The following is a 16,677-nucleotide window of genomic DNA, read 5'->3' on the forward strand; positions in this document are numbered from 1 at the left end:
CAAGGACTTGCCAATTTATCTTGTTTCAGATCATGGCCAGCCTATGGTTTTACAAACGCTGACAATTGCTCAATCGAGGACTTTGACAGGAATCTGCAGGGCGTTACTGCCAGGCACGTCCGGGGTAATCAGACCCAGATTGTTTTTCTCGAACACCCGGTCGGCCCGGTAGCTGGAGCGCACCATGGGGCCAGAGGGCACTTCCATGAAGCCTTTTTCCAAGCCCAGCTCGCGGTAACGGTTGAACTCCTCGGGCGTCACGTAACGTTCCACCGGGAGGTGGTTGGGTGTTGGGCGCAGGTACTGGCCCAGGGTAAGAATGTCGACACCGATGGCGCGCAGGTCGTCCATGGTGGCGATGATTTCTTCGTCGGTCTCACCGAGGCCCAGCATCAAACTGGTCTTGGTCAGAATGTCCGGGCGGTGCTTTTTGGCATGGGCCAGCACGCTCAGGGTTTTCTGGTAGCCGGCGCGGGGGTCGCGGACGCGATGGGTCAACCGTTCCACTGTTTCCACATTCTGGGCGAACACGTCGAGCCCGGAATCCACCACCAGCTCGACATTGGCCATGACGGCATCAAAGTCTGGGGTCAGGGCTTCCACCGCCACTTCCGGGGTGCGAGCTTTGATAGCGGACACGCAAGCGGCGTAATGGGCAGCGCCACCATCGTCCAGGTCATCCCGGTCGACCGAGGTCAGAACGATATAGCGCAGCCCCATCAGCTCCACCGACTTGGCGGTGTTTTCCGGTTCTTCCGGGTCAAGCCAGCCTTTGGGGTTGCCGGTGTCCACTGCGCAGAACTTGCAGGCACGGGTGCACACAGAACCCATCACCATGATCGTTGCCGTGCCACTGTTCCAGCACTCGCCAATGTTAGGGCAGTGGGACTCCTGGCATACGGTACTGAGGCGGTGTTCGGAAACATTGCGGCGCACGGCGTCATAGCGCTCACCACCGGGCATCCGGGCTCTCAGCCACTTGGGCTTGCGGCCAACGGGGGTATCGGCATGGTGGGATTTCTTGATGCCATCTTTGATGGCAGAAATGCCGTGGTCGCTCTGGAACTTGCTACCACTGCTGACGCGGGATTTCGCGCTGTCGCTCATGAAGACCGGACTCTTGTGACAGGACGGAGGGGAGTCTTCAAGGTTAATGCGAGGGGCGCCCGGATACAAGCAAAGTAGGGACAATCACGGCCCCCGCACCGGTGCGACATTGGTCGCATCCGGACGGGGGCGGGAACTTCGGGAGTACTGGAATCAGGCGTTGGCGGCCTCCAGGGCCTGGTTGATGTCCGCCAGGATGTCATCCACGTGTTCGATGCCAATGGACAGCCGAACCAGGTCTTCGCTCACGCCAGCGCTGCGCAGCTCCTCCGGGCTGAGCTGGCGATGGGTTGTCGTCGCCGGGTGACAGGCCAGCGACTTGGCGTCGCCAATGTTGACCAAACGGAAGATCAGTTGCAGTGCGTCGATAAAACGGGCGCCGGCCTCGCGGCCACCTTTGATGCCGAAGCTGAGGATGCCCGAAGCTTTGCCGCCGCAGATCTTCTGACAGGTCTCCCGGTAAGGGCTGTCTGCCAGACCGGCGTAATTGACCCACTCGACACTGGGGTGGCTGGCCAGGAACTCCGCCACTTTCTGGGCGTTGTCGCAGTGACGCTCCATCCGCAGTGCCAGGGTTTCAAGGCCCTGCATGATCAGGAATGCGTTGAAGGGCGCGAGTGCCGCGCCGGTGTTGCGCAGGGGTACGACCCGGCAGCGGCCAATGAATGCGGCTGCGCCCAGGGCTTCGGTATAGACCACACCGTGGTAGGACGGGTCTGGCTGGTTCAGCATGGGGAACTTGTCTTTCTGGGCAGCCCAGTCGAATTTTCCGGAATCCACCACGATGCCGGCAACGGTGGTGCCGTGACCGCCGATGTACTTGGTCAGCGAGTGGATCACAATGTCTGCGCCGTGTTCAAACGGGCGGCAGAGGAACGGAGTGGCCACGGTGTTGTCCACAATAAGGGGAATGCCATGACGATGGGCAATCTCGGCCCAGCGCTGGATGTCCACGACGTTGCCGGCCGGGTTGCCAATAGACTCGCAGAACAGGGCGCGGGTGTTGTCGTCGATGGCGGCCTCAAGGGCGGCGAAGTCATTGTGGGGCACGAAACGGGTAGTGATGCCTTGATTCGGCAGCGAATGGGCCAGCAGGTTGTAGGTTCCGCCATAGAGCTGGCTGGTGCTGACGATGTTGTTGCCAACGGTGCAGATGGTCTGCAGGGCATAGGTGATGGCGGCCATACCGGACGCGACGGCCAAAGCACCTATGCCGCCTTCTAGCTGGGCCATGCGCTCTTCCAGAACGGCATTGGTGGGGTTCATGATACGGGTATAGATGTTGCCCTGAACTTTGAGATCAAACAGATCCGCACCGTGCTGGGTGTCGTCGAAGGTATAGGACGTGGTCTGGTAGATCGGGGTAGTCGCGGCCTTGGTGGTGGGGTCGCTGCTGAAGCCAGCATGCAGGGCCAGGGTTTCCGGTCTCATGGGGTTATCCTTAATTCGTTATTTGTCGGTTACGTTGTAGGCGTTCAGGAGTATGCCATAGGCATCGGCCGCAAGGCATGGGCAAAACAGAACCCGAGGAGGGAGATATGGTCAGGTGTGCGAAAACCGGTCGCAGTACTTATGGTCAAGCGCTGATGATTGTCCCTTTGGTCATGGCAATGAGCGCCGTGGCCGAGTGGGCTGAGGCGGCCCCACGCTACCCGGTTCACAATCCTGCGGGCGCGCCGGGCAACAGTTCGATGCAACAGATTCAGGATCAGGTGCGTAGTCAGCAGCGCCAGGCCCAGCAGGAAATGCTGGATCGCTCCCGGGCAGCCCCGCCGGCAAATGAACCGCCCCGCACCGGTTTGCCCGCAAGCCCTCAGAACCAGGCGATTCGGTGCCAGCGCCAGCAACGGGAAATCCAGAGTGGGGAGCGGCCTCAGGTTTCCGGGGATTGCAGGGTCTGGCGGCGGGAGCAATACCGTCCGATGCCAGAGCCATAATGAGTGTCAACTGGGCAACCCTACCGAAAATTCATGGAACCTTGGGCCTCCTGCAACCGTGGTTGGTGTATGTTGACGGCATTCGAGTCATTAGCAATCAAGAGGAAGACCGATGATCAAGACAACCAAACAGTCATTGACTGCCCGTACCCTTCTGCTGACAGGTGCTGTTCTGATGGCAGGGCAGGCTGCCGCGGTCGGTAAGAATGACGAAAACAACCCTGGCGCCAATCATCGGCAGGCAGGTAATCAGCAGCATGAACAAATGCGGGAAGAGGCTGAGCTGCGACGCCAGCAGGCTGACCAGATGCGTGAACAGGGTGAAGAAGCGGCTGCCCGTGGTCAGCGCGACATGGAACAGCGCCGTGAGCACGCTGAAGACGAAATGGAGTCCCGCCGTGAGCAGGGTGAGGCTCGGATGGAGCGTCATCGTGACGACATGGAGCGGGCGGCGAATGGCCAGAGTGGTCGTCCTGCCAATGCCGGAAGCTCGGATGTGAACCCGGGAGAGCGCGGCAGTGAGCAGGGACAGGAGTCCAAGCAGGAGCACTCCAAGGCCTGGTGGAATTTCTGGGACTGATCGTCAGCCGGACCCAGTGCTACAGAAAGCTCCCTGCGGGGAGCTTTTTTGTACCTGCTGGTTAGACCCGGGTGCATGCTTCCTTGCTGTGGACTACTGGTAAAGTTTGAATGGTCTACACTAGGTAAAGAAAGAGTAGAACCGGGGCTGTTAAGTTAAAGCTTTTATTATCAAATCGTTGCGTGCTCATTCGGTGCTGGTTGATATCCTCTGATGGAAGCATGAGCTTGGACAAATTAATCGATGAGTTCGATGCCAAACTTCAATTTCTTCTGGAAGTTCTGGTGCGGCCTGAAACCTACGCTCAGATCGTGGCCATCCTTATTGCCTACCTGATGGCCTATCTCATCGCAGGCCGTGTGCGTAAGTTTTTTCCCCGGCTGCAAGCCCCACCACCGATAAGTTCAGAAAACCCGTTAAACGACCTGGCTTACAGAAGCGGAAAGCTCTTGTTTCCCGTGATATCCATTGTTCTGCTTCGCACGGCCCTGGAAGTCAGCGAGTTTGTTTTAGAGAGCAACTGGATCATGCAGCTAGGCTTTGCCATAGCCTTGTTGCTGTTTTTCTATTCGTTTGTCAGTGTCCTGATAAAAAACTCGTTCGTTGCCAGCGTGTTCCGCTGGGTGGGTATTCCGATACTGCTTTTTTATGTCGCGGGTGTTCTGGGCGACATTGTCGCAATCCTGGAATCCATTTCATTGTCGATCGGAAACATCGACCTTTCTGCGTATGGAGTGCTGCGGGCGCTGATTTTTGGGTCGCTGCTGTTCTGGCTCGGGCGAATTTCGAACACAACGGGGCAGACCATCATCCGGAAGCAGCAATCCCTGGATTTCCGCACCCGGGAGATCGTTGCAAAGCTGTTTGAAATCGCGCTGTTTGTTGTCTTTATTCTGCTGCTTCTCCAGCTGTTGGGCATCAACCTCACTGCGCTGGCCGTTTTTGGCGGGGCTGTTGGTGTGGGTCTGGGCTTCGGATTGCAGTCCATTGCCTCCAACTTCATCTCCGGCATTATCATCATTTTTGATCGGTCACTGTCTGTGGGGGACTATATCGAACTGGACGATGGGCGGGCCGGAACCGTGACCAAGCTTAATATGCGCTCCACAACACTGGAGACGTTTGATGGCAAAGACATTGTGGTGCCCAACGAGATGTTCATCACCACCTCGTTTACCAACTGGACCCACCAGAACAACAAACAGCGATACCGGGTCGACTTTTCCGTGGCGTACAAAACCGATGTGCGTAACCTGGTTGAGCTGGTTAAAGAAGCGGTTGCGACTCACCCGCAGGTGCTCAGTGGTCCCGAATTGCCTTTTGAGGAACGCCCGGACTGCGAAATTGACAGCTTTGGTGACAACGGCATCAACATGTTCGTTGAATTCTGGATCGAAGGTATCGATGACGGCAAAAACCGGGTCGGCGGCGACCTGTTGCTGATCATACTGGAGACCCTGCAAGGTAACGGCATTGAGATACCGTTCCCGCAACGGGACCTGCGCATTTACCCTCCCACTCAAGCGGTTCAGAACCCGAACGACTGACACAGTCTGCTGAGGATCCTTGTTGCCAACGATTGACCGGGGCCAATGTCCTGCTGCGGCTGACCGGGTACTCTGTGGCGCTGTGCCTTGGGTTTACTGGGGAGAGTGCCTTGGGTTTACCGGGGAGAGTGCGTGGGGTGACCTGAGCAAACAACAAGGAGGATGATGGTGAATGCGGTTCTGATGTCGATGCGGTTGCCTTTTCTGGTGTTGGCGCCGGCGTGTGTATTGCTGGGTGTGGCCACCACGCTGGCGACCGGTGTGCCTGTGAACCTGTTGGATATTGCGGTGGTGCTGGTCGGAGCGGTAGCTGCACACATCAGTGTGAACAGCCTGAACGAATACCAGGATTACCACAGCGGCCTGGATGCGCTGACCGACCGGACTCCGTTCAGTGGGGGGAGTGGTTCCCTGGTACAGCACCCGGACTCTGCCAATGCGGTAAAGGTCGCGGCGTACTTGTCGTTGGCCGTCACGCTGGCGGTTGGTAGCTACCTGGTCCTGCGCCATGGGCTGGCGATACTTCCGCTGGGGGGGCTGGGTATTGTGATTATCCTGACCTACACCCAATGGCTGAACCGTCAGCCATGGCTGTGCCTGGTCGCACCGGGGCTGGCCTTTGGTCCACTGATTGTCGTGGGAACGCATTTTGCGCTGACTGGAGAGTACAGCCAGCAGGCGGCCTATGTATCCCTGGTGCCATTCTTTCTGGTGAACAATCTTTTGCTGATGAACCAGTTTCCGGACATTGAGGCCGACAAGCAGGTGGGCCGCTATCACTTCCCAATCGCCTACGGCCTGACCGCCAGCGCCTGGGTCTATGGCGGGTTCCTGTTTGCCGCTTTCCTGGTGCTGGGCTTGGGAGTTGTCTTTGGTGTTTTGCCACCGGTTGCGGCCATCGCCTTGCTACCGATGGCTGCTGGCATCGTGGCGTTGTCTGGGGTGAGCCGGTTTGGTGGCGACATCCGCCGCCTGCTTCCGTTTATGGGGCTGAACGTAGTGGCGGCGGTGGTCACGCCGCTGGTGCTTGGTGTGGCGTTGTTGGTGCGGGCTTAGGTTGGAGAGCGAGACTGGTAGGTCAGGCGGCAGTGGCCGCCGCTACTAGCGCCCTCCGGCAACGTCAATAAAAGCACCCGTAATGTACGACGCCTCGTCGGACAGCAGCCAAGCAATCGCCGAGGCCACTTCTTCTGGTTGCCCCCCTCGTTGCAGCGGAATGTTCGGGGCCAGCCGTTCTATCCGGCCGGGTTCGCCGCCATCGGCGTGAATGCTGGTATGGATAAGCCCCGGACGCACCGCATTCACCCGAATGCCCTGGCCCGCCACTTCCAGCGCCAGGCCGGTGGTCAGGGTATCGATGGCACCTTTGGATGCGGCGTAGTCGATGTACTCATTCGGTGAGCCCAGGCGCGCTGCCATGGAGGACACATTGACGATGCCCCCACCGTTGTTCATGCGCCGGATGGCCTCCCGACAGCACAGGAAGCAACTGGTGAGGTTCGTTGTCATCACAGTCTGGAATCGTTCCAGGCTGATGTCGGCCAAGCGGGCCTGGTGAAACAGGACCCCGGCATTGTTGACCAGGTGGGTGACGGCGCCCCAGGCCTGCTCTGTGGCATCAAACATCCTCATCACGTCTGCCTCCACCGATACGTCGCCTGCATGCGCGAAGGCCCGGCCGCCCTGAGCCTGAATGGCGTCCACCACGGCTGCGGCTTCCTGCGCCCGGGACCGGTAGTTCACACACACGGCGTATCCGCGGGAAGCCAACAACCGGGACGTTGCCGCTCCGATACCACGGCTACCGCCGGTGACAATGACGACTTTGTTCATGGTGGGTTCCTCCTGCTCTGTTGACAGTTTAGACGGCCGGCCCAGGGAGCCGTTGTAAAAAGGGGCAAGAGTGTCATACCTTTGCAGTGCTGGAACGAATGAATACACCGGATGAGGTAAGGACAGGCCTATGAACCGAAGACAATTTCTGGCTGGCCTCGGGGCTGGTGCCGTGGGAGTGGCAATGGCTCCTGCGGCATTCGCTGCCGGCGAGTGCTCCGCTCCGCTGGTTTACCCGAATGGCTATGCCATCAGGAATTGCACGGTAGGCATTCGAAGTGATGTGCTGCGATTTGTGGCGGCCCGCCAGAAAAGCAGCCAGTGGTGCTGGGCGGCCTGCATTCAAATGATGTTTCGGGTATACGGTTACAACCTGCCGCAGGAGCTGCTGGTGGAGCAGACCTGGGGGCGCCTGGTGGATATGCCGGGCTATCCGGACCAGATTCTCCGGGCCTTGAACCGCACGTATGTTGATCTTTCCGGGCGCCGGTTCACGGCGGTGGGCGACGCCGTAACCGCGAATGTGAATACGGCTATCAATGACCTGTCTGGAAACAGCCCGCTGATTGTTGGCGCCTTGGGGCATGCGACGGTACTGACAGCCCTGAGCTACACCGAGAGCAACGCCGGGGAGCGGCAGGTGACCCAGGCAACCGTCAGGGACCCCTGGCCAATGAGCCCAAGCCGACGAGTCCTGTCGCCCCAAGAGTGGTACAACATCAACTTTGCGGCACGTATCCGCTGTTACCCAGCCTGATCCCGGGTGATCACCGGCTGCCCCGCGTTGGCCCAGCCGCCGATTCCCGATTGCAGGTTCACGGCGTGGGCGAAACCGGCCTGGTTGAGAAGGTGAGTGGCTTCCTGGCCGACCTGTGTGCCTTTGTTGCAGTACACGACGATCTCTTTTTCTTTCAGCCCTTCCAACTCGGCGGGGATTCCGGCCCGCAGCACCGCCAGGGGCACCAACATGGCCCCCGGAATGTGGCGGCCTTCATAGGCATTCTCAGAACGGACATCAATAATTACAGCCCCAGCATCAATCAGCGCGGCCGCAGTCGGAATGTCGACCTCCGGGACGTCATAATCGACCTGACTAGCCTGATGGTAGCCAATCACCAGCAGCAGGGTCAGTGCGAACAGTGTGGCGGGTAGCCAGGCTTGCTGTGACGGTTTTGTGTTGGTTTGGGCCATCCTGTCAGTCCTTTCCTAAAAGTTATCCGAACCCGGTAACCAGACTTTAGCGCAGGAATTTTGGCGACGTACAGGCCCTGCGCACAAAAACGTGATTCATTGTTGCTTTAACTGCCCGACTAGACCTGCGGTGCCAGGTACTCCATGTATTGGGCGCCACTGCCATAGCTTGCAAGCTTGGCCGCGAGGGATGGCGTTTCACTGACGGTCTGGAAGCCATGCCGGCGCCAGTAGGGGGCGGATGATTGAACCGCCACCAGGCAGGCGCGTTCCAGTTGGAGGGCTTTCAGCAGTGGGAAAAACTGGTCCACCAGCGCCCGTCCTGCGCCAGAGTTTCGGGCTTCAGGTGCAACCGCCAGGTCATGCAGGTACAGGCAGTCGGCGGCAAGAGGCGCGTCGATGTCTACAGCGTCGAGTGCTGGCGGATTGGCAAAGACCCACGGTATGGCGATGAGATACCCAACCACGGTACCCTCGTCACAGGCCACAAAGCAGGTGGTGGGTGAGAGTCGTAGCTTGGTGTCAAACGAGGCTTCCGACTCTGGCTCAAGCTCCGTATAGCATTTACTCTGGATATCCAGAACATTGGACAGGTCAGAGCGGCGCATGGCCCTGATGGTCATACTCACGAAAGATCTCCATTCCAGCGTTTCCCTCAAGCGCTTTGGGTAGGGCTTCAGGGGCTAGTGTATTGAAGGGCTCAGATTAGAGGGGCGCAGCCGGAACAACAAGGCCCGACAGGGGAATGTTATGGGGCTTTATGATACGTTCGCGTTGTTTATTGCTATGGTGGTGCTGGCGCTTGTACCAAGTGGCAGTGTAGCCCTGGTGGTGACACGGGCAGCCACTGCCGGCTTTGCCCAAGGGGTGGCCGTTGTCGCGGGCATTGTCGCCGGAGACCTGGTTTTCGTCTGTCTGGCGCTGCTGGGGATGGCAGCTGTTGCCGATGCACTGGGGGGCTTCTTTGTTGTCATCAAGTACCTTGCTGGGGCGTACCTGATTTGGTTTGGTGCCACATTGATCCTATCGAAGCCACCCCTGCAAACAAAAAGCGAAGGCTGTGGTTCCTCTTCGCTGTCGGTAAGTTTTTTCTCCGGCCTTGTGCTGACCTTGGGTGATGTGAAGGCGGTCATGTTCTACGCCAGCTTCTTTCCGGCTTTTATCGACCTGCATACGGTGACTGCCACAGACATAGCGGTGATTGTTGCCCTGACGCTGGTCGCGGTAGGGGGCGTTAAGCTGGGCTATGTCTTTGCAGCAAAGAAGGTGGCGGCATTAACCGGCGGACTCAGAGCCGTTCGCGGTGCCAGAATCGCCGGTGGTGGGGTAATGATTGGCGCGGGAACGTTACTTATCGCCAAGCCATAGGCTGGCGGTTTGCATGGCGAGTTCTTCATTGTTTCAACGGATGTGGTGGCAACCTGGTGGGGTGAAACCCGCGAGTGTGGCACCAGCGGCATGACAGATGGAAATGTGATGATGAGAAAACAGTTACTGGACAAGCTGGTTACGTTATCGGAGGCAGACCCGGAACACTACCCGGTGGTCAGCCTGGACGACTACTTTTCTGGAAATGATCAGGAAGAGTCCATTGCCCCTAATGCCTGGGGGTATGGACGGCCTGCGCTCAAGGATCTGCATCAGCACTTCAAACAGATAGAGTCTCGCCCTGACGTTCAAGGTGTTTATGTGGGCATGCACGATGAGTGGCGCGAGGCCCTTGACGACGAAGAACTCTGGCCTGCCGCCGAAAATATCCATGTGATCTCATCTGCACCTCAGGCCGACGTCGAGCGCTGGATAGACGGCGTGGCGGCCGACGGTATTGGGCCGGGGTGGCCGTACGGTAAGCATGAAAGGGCTCCTGAGCCGGCAGATGGTTCCGTTGTCTACACCGTTTATTGGGACTAGGTGACCGGTTAGGCCCACCCGCAAACAGCAAACAACTTGGAGTTCCGTTAATGACCCTTCAGCAGCTGCTCGGTATTGAGCTTCCAATTATCCAGGCGCCTATGGCGGGCGTGCAAGGCAGTGCGCTGGCCCTCGCTGTGTCGAATGCCGGCGGCCTGGGTTCATTGCCTTGCGCCATGCTCAGCCCTGAGGACCTGCGTAAAGAGCTGACAGCCATCAAGGCTGGAACCGACAAGCCTTATAACTTGAACTTTTTTTGCCATACGCCACCGAGCCATGAGGACGATGACGCATGGCGAGCCGCACTCTCACCGTACTACAACGAGCACGACATTGACCGTGATGCGATAGCCAAGGGGCCTGGACGTGCCCCGTTCAGTGCCGGGGTGGCCGACCTATTGGACGAGTTCCGGCCTCCCGTGGTCAGTTTTCATTTCGGTTTGCCTTCAGCTGACTTGCTGGCGCGAGTGAAAGGATGGGGGGCGAAGGTGTTGTCATCAGCAACCACCGTGGAAGAAGCCCGTTGGCTCGAAGCGCAGGGGGTTGATGGCATCATTGCGCAAGGCCTGGAGGCGGGTGGCCACCGGGGCATGTTCCTGTCAGACGACCTGACCACCCAGGTGGGCACGTTCGCGCTGGTTCCGCGACTTGTGCAAACGGTGAAGGTCCCGGTGATTGCCGCCGGTGGCATTGCCGACCGAAATGGGGTGGCGGCCGCGCTGGCGCTTGGCGCTGCAGGTGTCCAGGTCGGGACGGCCTACCTGCTTTGTCCCGAAGCCACCACCAGCGTTGTCCACCGGGCTGCCCTGAAAAGCGCGGCCGCTGACCATACCGCCATCACCAACGTCTTCTCCGGTCGTCCGGCCCGGGGCATCGTAAACCGCATCATCCGGGAGCTTGGACCCATCAGTAACGCTGCGCCCGAATTCCCATTGGCAACCTCTGCCATTGCCCCCTTGCGAGCCCGGGCGGAAAGCCAGGGCTCGGGCGACTTCTCGCCACTGTGGTCTGGCCAGAATGCGGCAGGGTGCGAGGAAATACCCGCGGCGGAACTGACCCGAAATTTGGCCGCCGGGCTTTAGCCCCCGCCGCAGGCTATTTTCGCAAGGCAATCATTCAAGGCAGCGACAATAAGGAGTGATCTGTGATCCGGGTAGTCTATCGCTGGAAAGTACAGGATGCGCAGTTTGCGGAGTTCCAGAAGGTATGGAGCCGCACCACCAACACGATTCATGAAACGGTGCCTGGCGCGTTGGGGAGCTTCATGCTGCGTAGCCCCGACGATCAAACCGACGTGATGACCGTGGCAAAGTGGGAGTCCATGGCGCACTGGAAAGCCTTTTGGGGAGCGGCAAACCCGCAGCAGATGGCGGATATGCGAGCGCTGGGCGAACGCATATCCGCCACCGTATACGATGAAATCGACGACTTTACCCGGTGACTATCGCGTAACCGTCCCTTCGTTGTTATCTGGAAACACGAGGTCGTAGGTCCAGGTAAAGACGAAGGCATACACCAGGTAAAAGACGACAAACGCAATGTCGATCACAAGGGCCTCAAACAGGCCAACCCCCATCCACCAGGCAATCACGGGCAGGAAGGCCAGCATCAACCCGAATTCAAAACTGACGGCGTGAACGAACCTTGCCTTGATGGACTTGCGTGTCGACCCAGAGATTTTTTTCAGGGCGTGGTCAAACATCAGGTTGAAGAGGTAGTTCCAAACCGTTGCCATCGTGGCCCCAATCACACCGAGCACGCTGGTCTTGCCGAGGTCCAGGCCAAAGGTCAGTGCAGCCAGGGGAATGGACAGCAGAAGGCCAATGGCTTCAAACATCACGGCCTGACGGATTCTGTCTTTCGTGGTTCTCATAGCGAAGTCACATGAAGGCGGGTCGTCCCGCGCTCAGTTCCCAGGAAGGGTGGGGTCGTCCCCAAAAGAGTTACTTACCAAAAGCAGAAGCTTAGCCTATCAAAAAACCAGCCGTGTTTTCTCGTTGCTTCGGTTTCCACTGATGGGGGTGCCCGATGGCTGGGCAACGGCTATCTGCGCCACTGAGCGAATTATCGCCCGGTTTGGGCTCGGCGAAGCGTTCTTGCTGGCGTCTCGCCATAGTGGGCTTTATAGGCTCGGGAGAAATTACTGACGTGGTTGTAGCCAGAGCGCGCGGCCACAGCCTTGACCGGATGGTTGCCATCCCTGAGCAAGGTATGGGCGAGGTCCATCCGTTCATGTCGAATAAATTCCGCACAGCTCTTGTCCAGGGTGTGGCGGAACAGCTGGTCCAGTCTGCTGTCCTTTAAACCGGCTTTTTCCGCCAATGCAGGTACAGAGAGAGGCTGTGCCAGCGAACGTTTAATCCATTGAAGCAGGTCTGCCAGGGCCTGCTCTTCCCAAAGTGCAAAGACTGGCCGAGGCTCCGGCTCGGAGCAATGCAGCTCGATGGTTTCTGCCAGGAACACCCCCGCATAGCCCTCCAGCATCAGGTTGCGGCAACTGCCATCCGTTTGCGGAGTGAATAACAGCGAGGCCAGGTTTCTCAACCGCGATGAAGGGGAGACGGCGCTGATGTGGCAGGCACTGCCATACGCTGACATAAAGTCGCCCAGATCCTCCGGTAGGGTGCCACCATACCTTTGGGACAGCGCCCTTAACGTGGTCGCGGCACCGATATGTCGCACCAGTTCGCCTGCCTTCAAATGAAAGCAGGTGCCGGAGGAATCCACCCGCATCAGCAAGGCCACCTCCGGGTCCAGCCGATGGGATTGGCCATTGGGCAGCACCATCTTCGACCGTCCCTGAATATGAAAGGCGCTGCCAATCCAGGGCTCATCAAAGCGCCCTTGCATCTGCAGGGCACAGTCCTCCAGGGCTTCAAACTCCAGCCGGTAGAGCGTAAGACCACTCGGAAATTCCAGCCGTTCCATGCGGCCACGAACCCCCGGAACTTCAAATAAGCTGCCCCCCGCCATATCGATCTTGTGGGTGGGCAGGCTCTCAGAAGTGGTGCGGGATAAATCGTGGCGGTCTGGCATAAGCAGTCATCAACATCCGTATTGGCGGCCACCCCTCGTTGGGTCGCCTTGCCTCATCATAACGTCTTCTCGAACACCACCCCAGTGACATGCCATAAGGCCTGGCGCTGGGGTGTTAGCTTTCCGGCGGCGCTTAAGGGGCTGATGGCACCTCCAGCAGTGGCGATACCGAGTACAGGGGGAATGGGATCGAATCGCAGAAGTCGTCGCTGCTCGCTCTCATGGCGAAGGCTTGTGAGTTAATCCTTCCCGAACGGCCTAGGGAGCAACCATCACTTTGGGAATCGTTGCCCCCGAGGGTCTGGTCGCCCTGGACGATGAGGTTGCTTCCGGTTTGGGTCAAACCAACAGAGACGTCCACATCGCCAAGACTGGTTCCCGTTTCATCGTATTCGATGGGGTTTAGCATGCCGCCGTTGAAAAAATCCGAGGCGTTGTTGGCCACGCGGTCACCATTGAGGTTGTAGATAGGGCTGGCGCTGCCGACCGAGAACAGGTTTTCACCCTGAATGGTGCCGTCGTCATGCCCTAAGATGGCTTTCCACTGGAGGTCGCCGTTATCGGTTCCCTTCAGACTCGAACCGTCCGCAACATCGTTGACGAACAGGTTAAAGCCATCGACACTGAGATTGGCAACGGTCCCGGCAGAGGTTACGAATACAATGTAGAAGGTATCGCCCGGACTCAGCCCCGGAGGCACCATGGCCGCAGGCGCGATCAGGGAGGTGGCGTAATTGAAATTGGCTTCGACCCGGGCGGCGATGTTGCAGGAAACCGTGCCGTCCTTGCTGGATTGCTGGTCGCTGTAATCGAAGGTAATGCGCCGGGTGCCTTCCGAGAAGTATCCGTTGGTTGCTGCGAACTGCCCCTCAGGATGGGTAAACACCTCCAGGTTGCCGCTGGTGTCAGCGATGCCATAGAACCGCCGCTCCCCCCCTTCTTCCGAGAGAAACACCTGGCTGCCTTTCACCAGAACATCAACGGTGAACGGGCTGTCCGTCGCACTGACACACACGCCACTGGCCGCATCGAGGTACTCACTACCGAGCTCATGGTAGATGGTCAGCTGGTACTTGCCTTCCACCACCGGTGTGTCGATGTCGCAAGCATCCCCCAAGGCGTCGCCATTGCTGTTTGCCTGGTCGGCATTGGGCACCAGCAGACAGTTATCGGTGCTATCCGCCACACCGTCTGAGTCAAAATCCTTCACCGGGGTCGGTGTCTCGGAATCGGGTTGCCCGGATGTCACTTCCGTTGTACTGACATCGACATTACAGGCGGCCAGGGTGAGGGCCAGTGGCAGTGTCCACAATGCGGCTGAGTTGTTCATGAATCCTCTGAAACATCCGAATGCTAATTATTAGAATGAGTTAGGTTAGCGACAGAGCCTCAGAGGGTTCGAGTCTTTTTTTATATGATATTGCGAAAAGTTATCAATTCATCTTAATCGCCATCCCTGGGCCCAAGCCTTAAGGTCACAACCTAAGCTCAGCACGTTACAAACCACTCCCGCGTTTGGGGGGCCTCACCCGAAGAGAGCACCAGCAATTCGTTGGGTATGAGGAAACTAAAAGCTTCATGGCAAACTCTTGGTTTAGAACCTGGCTGACTGCTTCCTATTTGAGCGCAGGAGAAAAGGAACGTGAAAGGCGGACGGGTGTTGCAAATTAGCGTCTTGGGTCTGACGAGTTGAGATACTTAGACTTGATAACAAAAGCCTGCCTTACTCGGCTATCTGAAACTCTTTTGGCCACAATATAGGGCAATGGCCCCAAGGTAAGCAGAAACAGGCAAAAATGGAGGGCTTTGGCAGGTAATGAAAGTGTTGGAAATGTGGTCTTTATTCGTCTTTTGAGGAGATAGAGCCCGTCTTTCTGCGGGTCCCCTCGTTCGTACTCATCTCCCCAAGGCTTGATCTCCATAGCACTGTCAATTTGTCCATCCATGAACATAGATATTGTCTTCCATAGCCCCAGCCCTTCATGAAGTGAATCTGCGGAAAACTCAGCAGTTGAGTGGTACGGGTCATCCTGAGAGAAAAAATCTACTTTGTTGTTATCTGTGGAGAATGGGCTTCCGGTGAAATAGCCAGGCTGACCGCTTACCCGCACCATTAGCTTGTCCCAAGGTACCGACTTTAGCTCGGGCACTCCTGGTAGTTTCAGCAAGACTTCGGAGGTTTTCCGATTCAGGAAGATGATGGTCTTATGCTGGAATTTGAAATGTTGGCGGGAGTGAAACAGGGCGAGCAAGATTGCCCAGAACACAGGCAGGAGAATCAAAAAGTTTTCAAGGAAACTGAGCCTGGATAGAAAGGAGGGCAGGGATGTATCCATTACAATTGCCGCTCCAAAAAGTGCACAGATCCCTGAGAAAATGCCTATTGAACCGATAACGAACAAATGGACATCTACCTGATCGCCATTTACGAATAGCACCATTGTGTCGCCTTCTATTGCACGGATTAGCCCACGCCCGTTAATCGGTGTAACGTCAAAATCAGCACAGCTTGCCGGTGCTTCGTACCAGGTTTCTAGCGTTGTTTGTCTGGCCCTCAAACCCGGGACAAGGGCTACACGAGCCTTTCTTTCCCGGAAGAGGTCGAGTTCATTGGCAGCGCCAACGAGAATGGCAATGTCTTTGTAGAAGACGATGTCTATGCTTTCAGGTTTGGTGTTGTACAGCCACCGGCGAGCCATGCTTGGTATAAAGAACTCAAACCCATTCAAGGTATTGCTTACGCTGACAGCTGTATTGCTGGACAGCCAGTTCTTCTTGGTGATGTCAAAATCGAAAACCCGGTAGACTTGTGGGTCAATGTCTTCTTTGTGAAAAACTTCGTTAGTTACCGCACCATTTAACGATTCGTTCCAGAGAACTCTCGCCAACGAAGTGATGTTCTTAGCTTCGAGTCGACTGACTGGTACATTGTTGGCTTTAAATTCTGTGGCCGCATTACGCTGAGACGTTCTACTCCGTCTCCAGATGACCTGTTGATAGATCGCCTGCCCTGCTTTGAAAAAAACATAGAGAACACCAATTAAGTAGAGCCACTCGTACATTGAATTCATATACCGTCATCCTTGACGCTGCTTGCCTACGGTTTGACGTGTTTGAACCGAGCGCCATCTCCTAAGGCCTTAAATTTACGTGACTTTGTATGCCTATGTCACCTTTGGTCTAGCCACTTGACCGTTACTCGAAGCCAAACCGATGCGAAGACATTGGTGTATTAAGCATAATTCAGTGCATTGCAGAGCGGGTGGACCTGATAGGCAAGATGTTCCCGCAGCACGGATGTTTGAGGAGGTTCAATGTTAAATAAGCTCAAGGTTGATCGCGAAGTCGAAGGTTTGGCTCTGCAGACTCTATTTTTCGACGATGGAGAGTTTGAAGGCCGGGCTATACGGGTGAGTAAGGCGAACTATCTTAAGTTTCTATGTAGTGGTCAACTAATCCCGGACAGTATTTTAAGTTTTTCCTCGGCAGCAACCGGAGAAATGCCACCGTTGAATGAGTGTGGTCGCTGCCGGTT

General features: G+C 57.0%; 18 protein-coding genes and 1 pseudogene. 10 read left to right on the top strand and 9 right to left on the bottom strand.

Annotated elements, in window-relative coordinates:
* Positions 1-69: 69 nt before the first annotated feature.
* On the bottom strand, positions 70-1,107 hold the full coding sequence (gene lipA / locus BMZ67_RS17815) for a lipoyl synthase (protein WP_092026538.1): 1,038 nt from the start codon (positions 1,105-1,107) through the stop codon (positions 70-72).
* A gap of 153 nt (positions 1,108-1,260) precedes the next feature.
* Complete coding sequence (locus BMZ67_RS17820; RefSeq protein ID WP_092026541.1) at positions 1,261-2,538, bottom strand: bifunctional O-acetylhomoserine aminocarboxypropyltransferase/cysteine synthase; 1,278 nt, start codon at positions 2,536-2,538, stop codon at positions 1,261-1,263.
* A 107-nt stretch (positions 2,539-2,645) separates the two neighbouring features.
* On the opposite strand from BMZ67_RS17820, the gene BMZ67_RS17825 reads away from it, so the two are divergent.
* From BMZ67_RS17825 to BMZ67_RS17840, 4 genes are all read left to right on the top strand, one after another.
* Positions 2,646-3,044 (top strand): hypothetical protein, encoded by a 399-nt coding sequence (locus BMZ67_RS17825; protein WP_139214405.1) that lies wholly within the window; start codon positions 2,646-2,648, stop codon positions 3,042-3,044.
* Positions 3,045-3,156: 112 nt separating this feature from the next.
* Complete coding sequence (locus BMZ67_RS17830) at positions 3,157-3,624, top strand: hypothetical protein (protein ID WP_092026547.1); 468 nt, start codon at positions 3,157-3,159, stop codon at positions 3,622-3,624.
* 227 nt (positions 3,625-3,851) lie between these two features.
* Positions 3,852-5,171, top strand: coding sequence for a mechanosensitive ion channel family protein (locus BMZ67_RS17835; RefSeq protein ID WP_245750029.1), 1,320 nt, complete (start codon positions 3,852-3,854; stop codon positions 5,169-5,171).
* 168 nt (positions 5,172-5,339) lie between these two features.
* Positions 5,340-6,227: a prenyltransferase gene (locus BMZ67_RS17840; RefSeq protein WP_217642521.1), complete on the top strand. Its 888-nt coding sequence runs from the start codon at positions 5,340-5,342 to the stop codon at positions 6,225-6,227.
* A gap of 45 nt (positions 6,228-6,272) precedes the next feature.
* Here BMZ67_RS17840 and BMZ67_RS17845 read toward each other — a convergent pair whose 3' ends face one another.
* The gene (locus tag BMZ67_RS17845) at positions 6,273-7,004 is read right to left on the bottom strand and encodes an SDR family oxidoreductase (protein WP_092026556.1); all 732 of its coding nucleotides are present in this window, start codon (positions 7,002-7,004) and stop codon (positions 6,273-6,275) included.
* A 130-nt stretch (positions 7,005-7,134) separates the two neighbouring features.
* Here BMZ67_RS17845 and BMZ67_RS17850 point away from each other — a divergent pair, with 130 nt between their 5' ends.
* Positions 7,135-7,761, top strand: coding sequence for a cysteine peptidase family C39 domain-containing protein (locus tag BMZ67_RS17850; protein ID WP_092026559.1), 627 nt, complete (start codon positions 7,135-7,137; stop codon positions 7,759-7,761).
* On the opposite strand, the gene BMZ67_RS17855 is transcribed toward BMZ67_RS17850, so the two are convergent.
* Positions 7,749-8,195, bottom strand: a complete 447-nt coding sequence (locus tag BMZ67_RS17855; RefSeq protein WP_092026563.1) for a rhodanese-like domain-containing protein — start codon at positions 8,193-8,195, stop codon at positions 7,749-7,751. The two genes, BMZ67_RS17850 and BMZ67_RS17855, sit on opposite strands and share 13 nt — an antisense overlap.
* 119 nt (positions 8,196-8,314) lie before the next feature.
* Positions 8,315-8,818, bottom strand: a complete 504-nt coding sequence (locus BMZ67_RS17860) for a GNAT family N-acetyltransferase (protein ID WP_092026566.1) — start codon at positions 8,816-8,818, stop codon at positions 8,315-8,317.
* Between the two features lie 127 nt (positions 8,819-8,945).
* Here BMZ67_RS17860 and BMZ67_RS17865 point away from each other — a divergent pair, with 127 nt between their 5' ends.
* The 4 genes from BMZ67_RS17865 (at position 8,946) to BMZ67_RS17880 (ending at position 11,547) form a co-directional block, all read left to right on the top strand.
* Positions 8,946-9,563: a LysE family translocator gene (locus tag BMZ67_RS17865; RefSeq protein WP_092026570.1), complete on the top strand. Its 618-nt coding sequence runs from the start codon at positions 8,946-8,948 to the stop codon at positions 9,561-9,563.
* A 108-nt stretch (positions 9,564-9,671) separates the two neighbouring features.
* A complete protein-coding gene (locus tag BMZ67_RS17870; protein ID WP_245750030.1) occupies positions 9,672-10,106 on the top strand; it encodes a hypothetical protein in 435 nt (144 codons plus the stop codon).
* A 50-nt stretch (positions 10,107-10,156) separates the two neighbouring features.
* Positions 10,157-11,188 carry an NAD(P)H-dependent flavin oxidoreductase gene (locus BMZ67_RS17875; protein ID WP_092026573.1) on the top strand — a complete coding sequence of 344 codons (1,032 nt, stop codon included), beginning with the start codon at positions 10,157-10,159 and terminating at the stop codon, positions 11,186-11,188.
* Between the two features lie 62 nt (positions 11,189-11,250).
* The gene (locus BMZ67_RS17880; protein WP_092026576.1) at positions 11,251-11,547 is read left to right on the top strand and encodes an antibiotic biosynthesis monooxygenase family protein; all 297 of its coding nucleotides are present in this window, start codon (positions 11,251-11,253) and stop codon (positions 11,545-11,547) included.
* Here the strand turns inward: BMZ67_RS17880 and BMZ67_RS17885 are convergent, their stop codons facing one another.
* From BMZ67_RS17885 to BMZ67_RS17900, 4 genes are all read right to left on the bottom strand, one after another.
* Complete coding sequence (locus tag BMZ67_RS17885; RefSeq protein WP_092026579.1) at positions 11,548-11,979, bottom strand: PACE efflux transporter; 432 nt, start codon at positions 11,977-11,979, stop codon at positions 11,548-11,550.
* A gap of 191 nt (positions 11,980-12,170) precedes the next feature.
* Positions 12,171-13,142, bottom strand: a complete 972-nt coding sequence (locus tag BMZ67_RS17890) for an AraC family transcriptional regulator (protein WP_092026581.1) — start codon at positions 13,140-13,142, stop codon at positions 12,171-12,173.
* Positions 13,143-13,275: 133 nt separating this feature from the next.
* Entirely contained in the window at positions 13,276-14,472 is a 1,197-nt protein-coding gene (locus BMZ67_RS17895) for a thrombospondin type 3 repeat-containing protein (protein ID WP_092026584.1), read from the bottom strand.
* Positions 14,473-14,809: 337 nt separating this feature from the next.
* Entirely contained in the window at positions 14,810-16,213 is a 1,404-nt protein-coding gene (locus BMZ67_RS17900; protein WP_092026587.1) for a hypothetical protein, read from the bottom strand.
* 243 nt (positions 16,214-16,456) lie between these two features.
* Between BMZ67_RS17900 and BMZ67_RS18685 the strand changes: the two are divergent.
* Positions 16,457-16,677 (top strand): annotated as a pseudogene (locus tag BMZ67_RS18685) (hypothetical protein); the annotation flags it as partial.

The organism is Marinobacter zhejiangensis (genome assembly GCF_900114775.1).
Classification (GTDB): domain Bacteria; phylum Pseudomonadota; class Gammaproteobacteria; order Pseudomonadales; family Oleiphilaceae; genus Marinobacter; species Marinobacter zhejiangensis.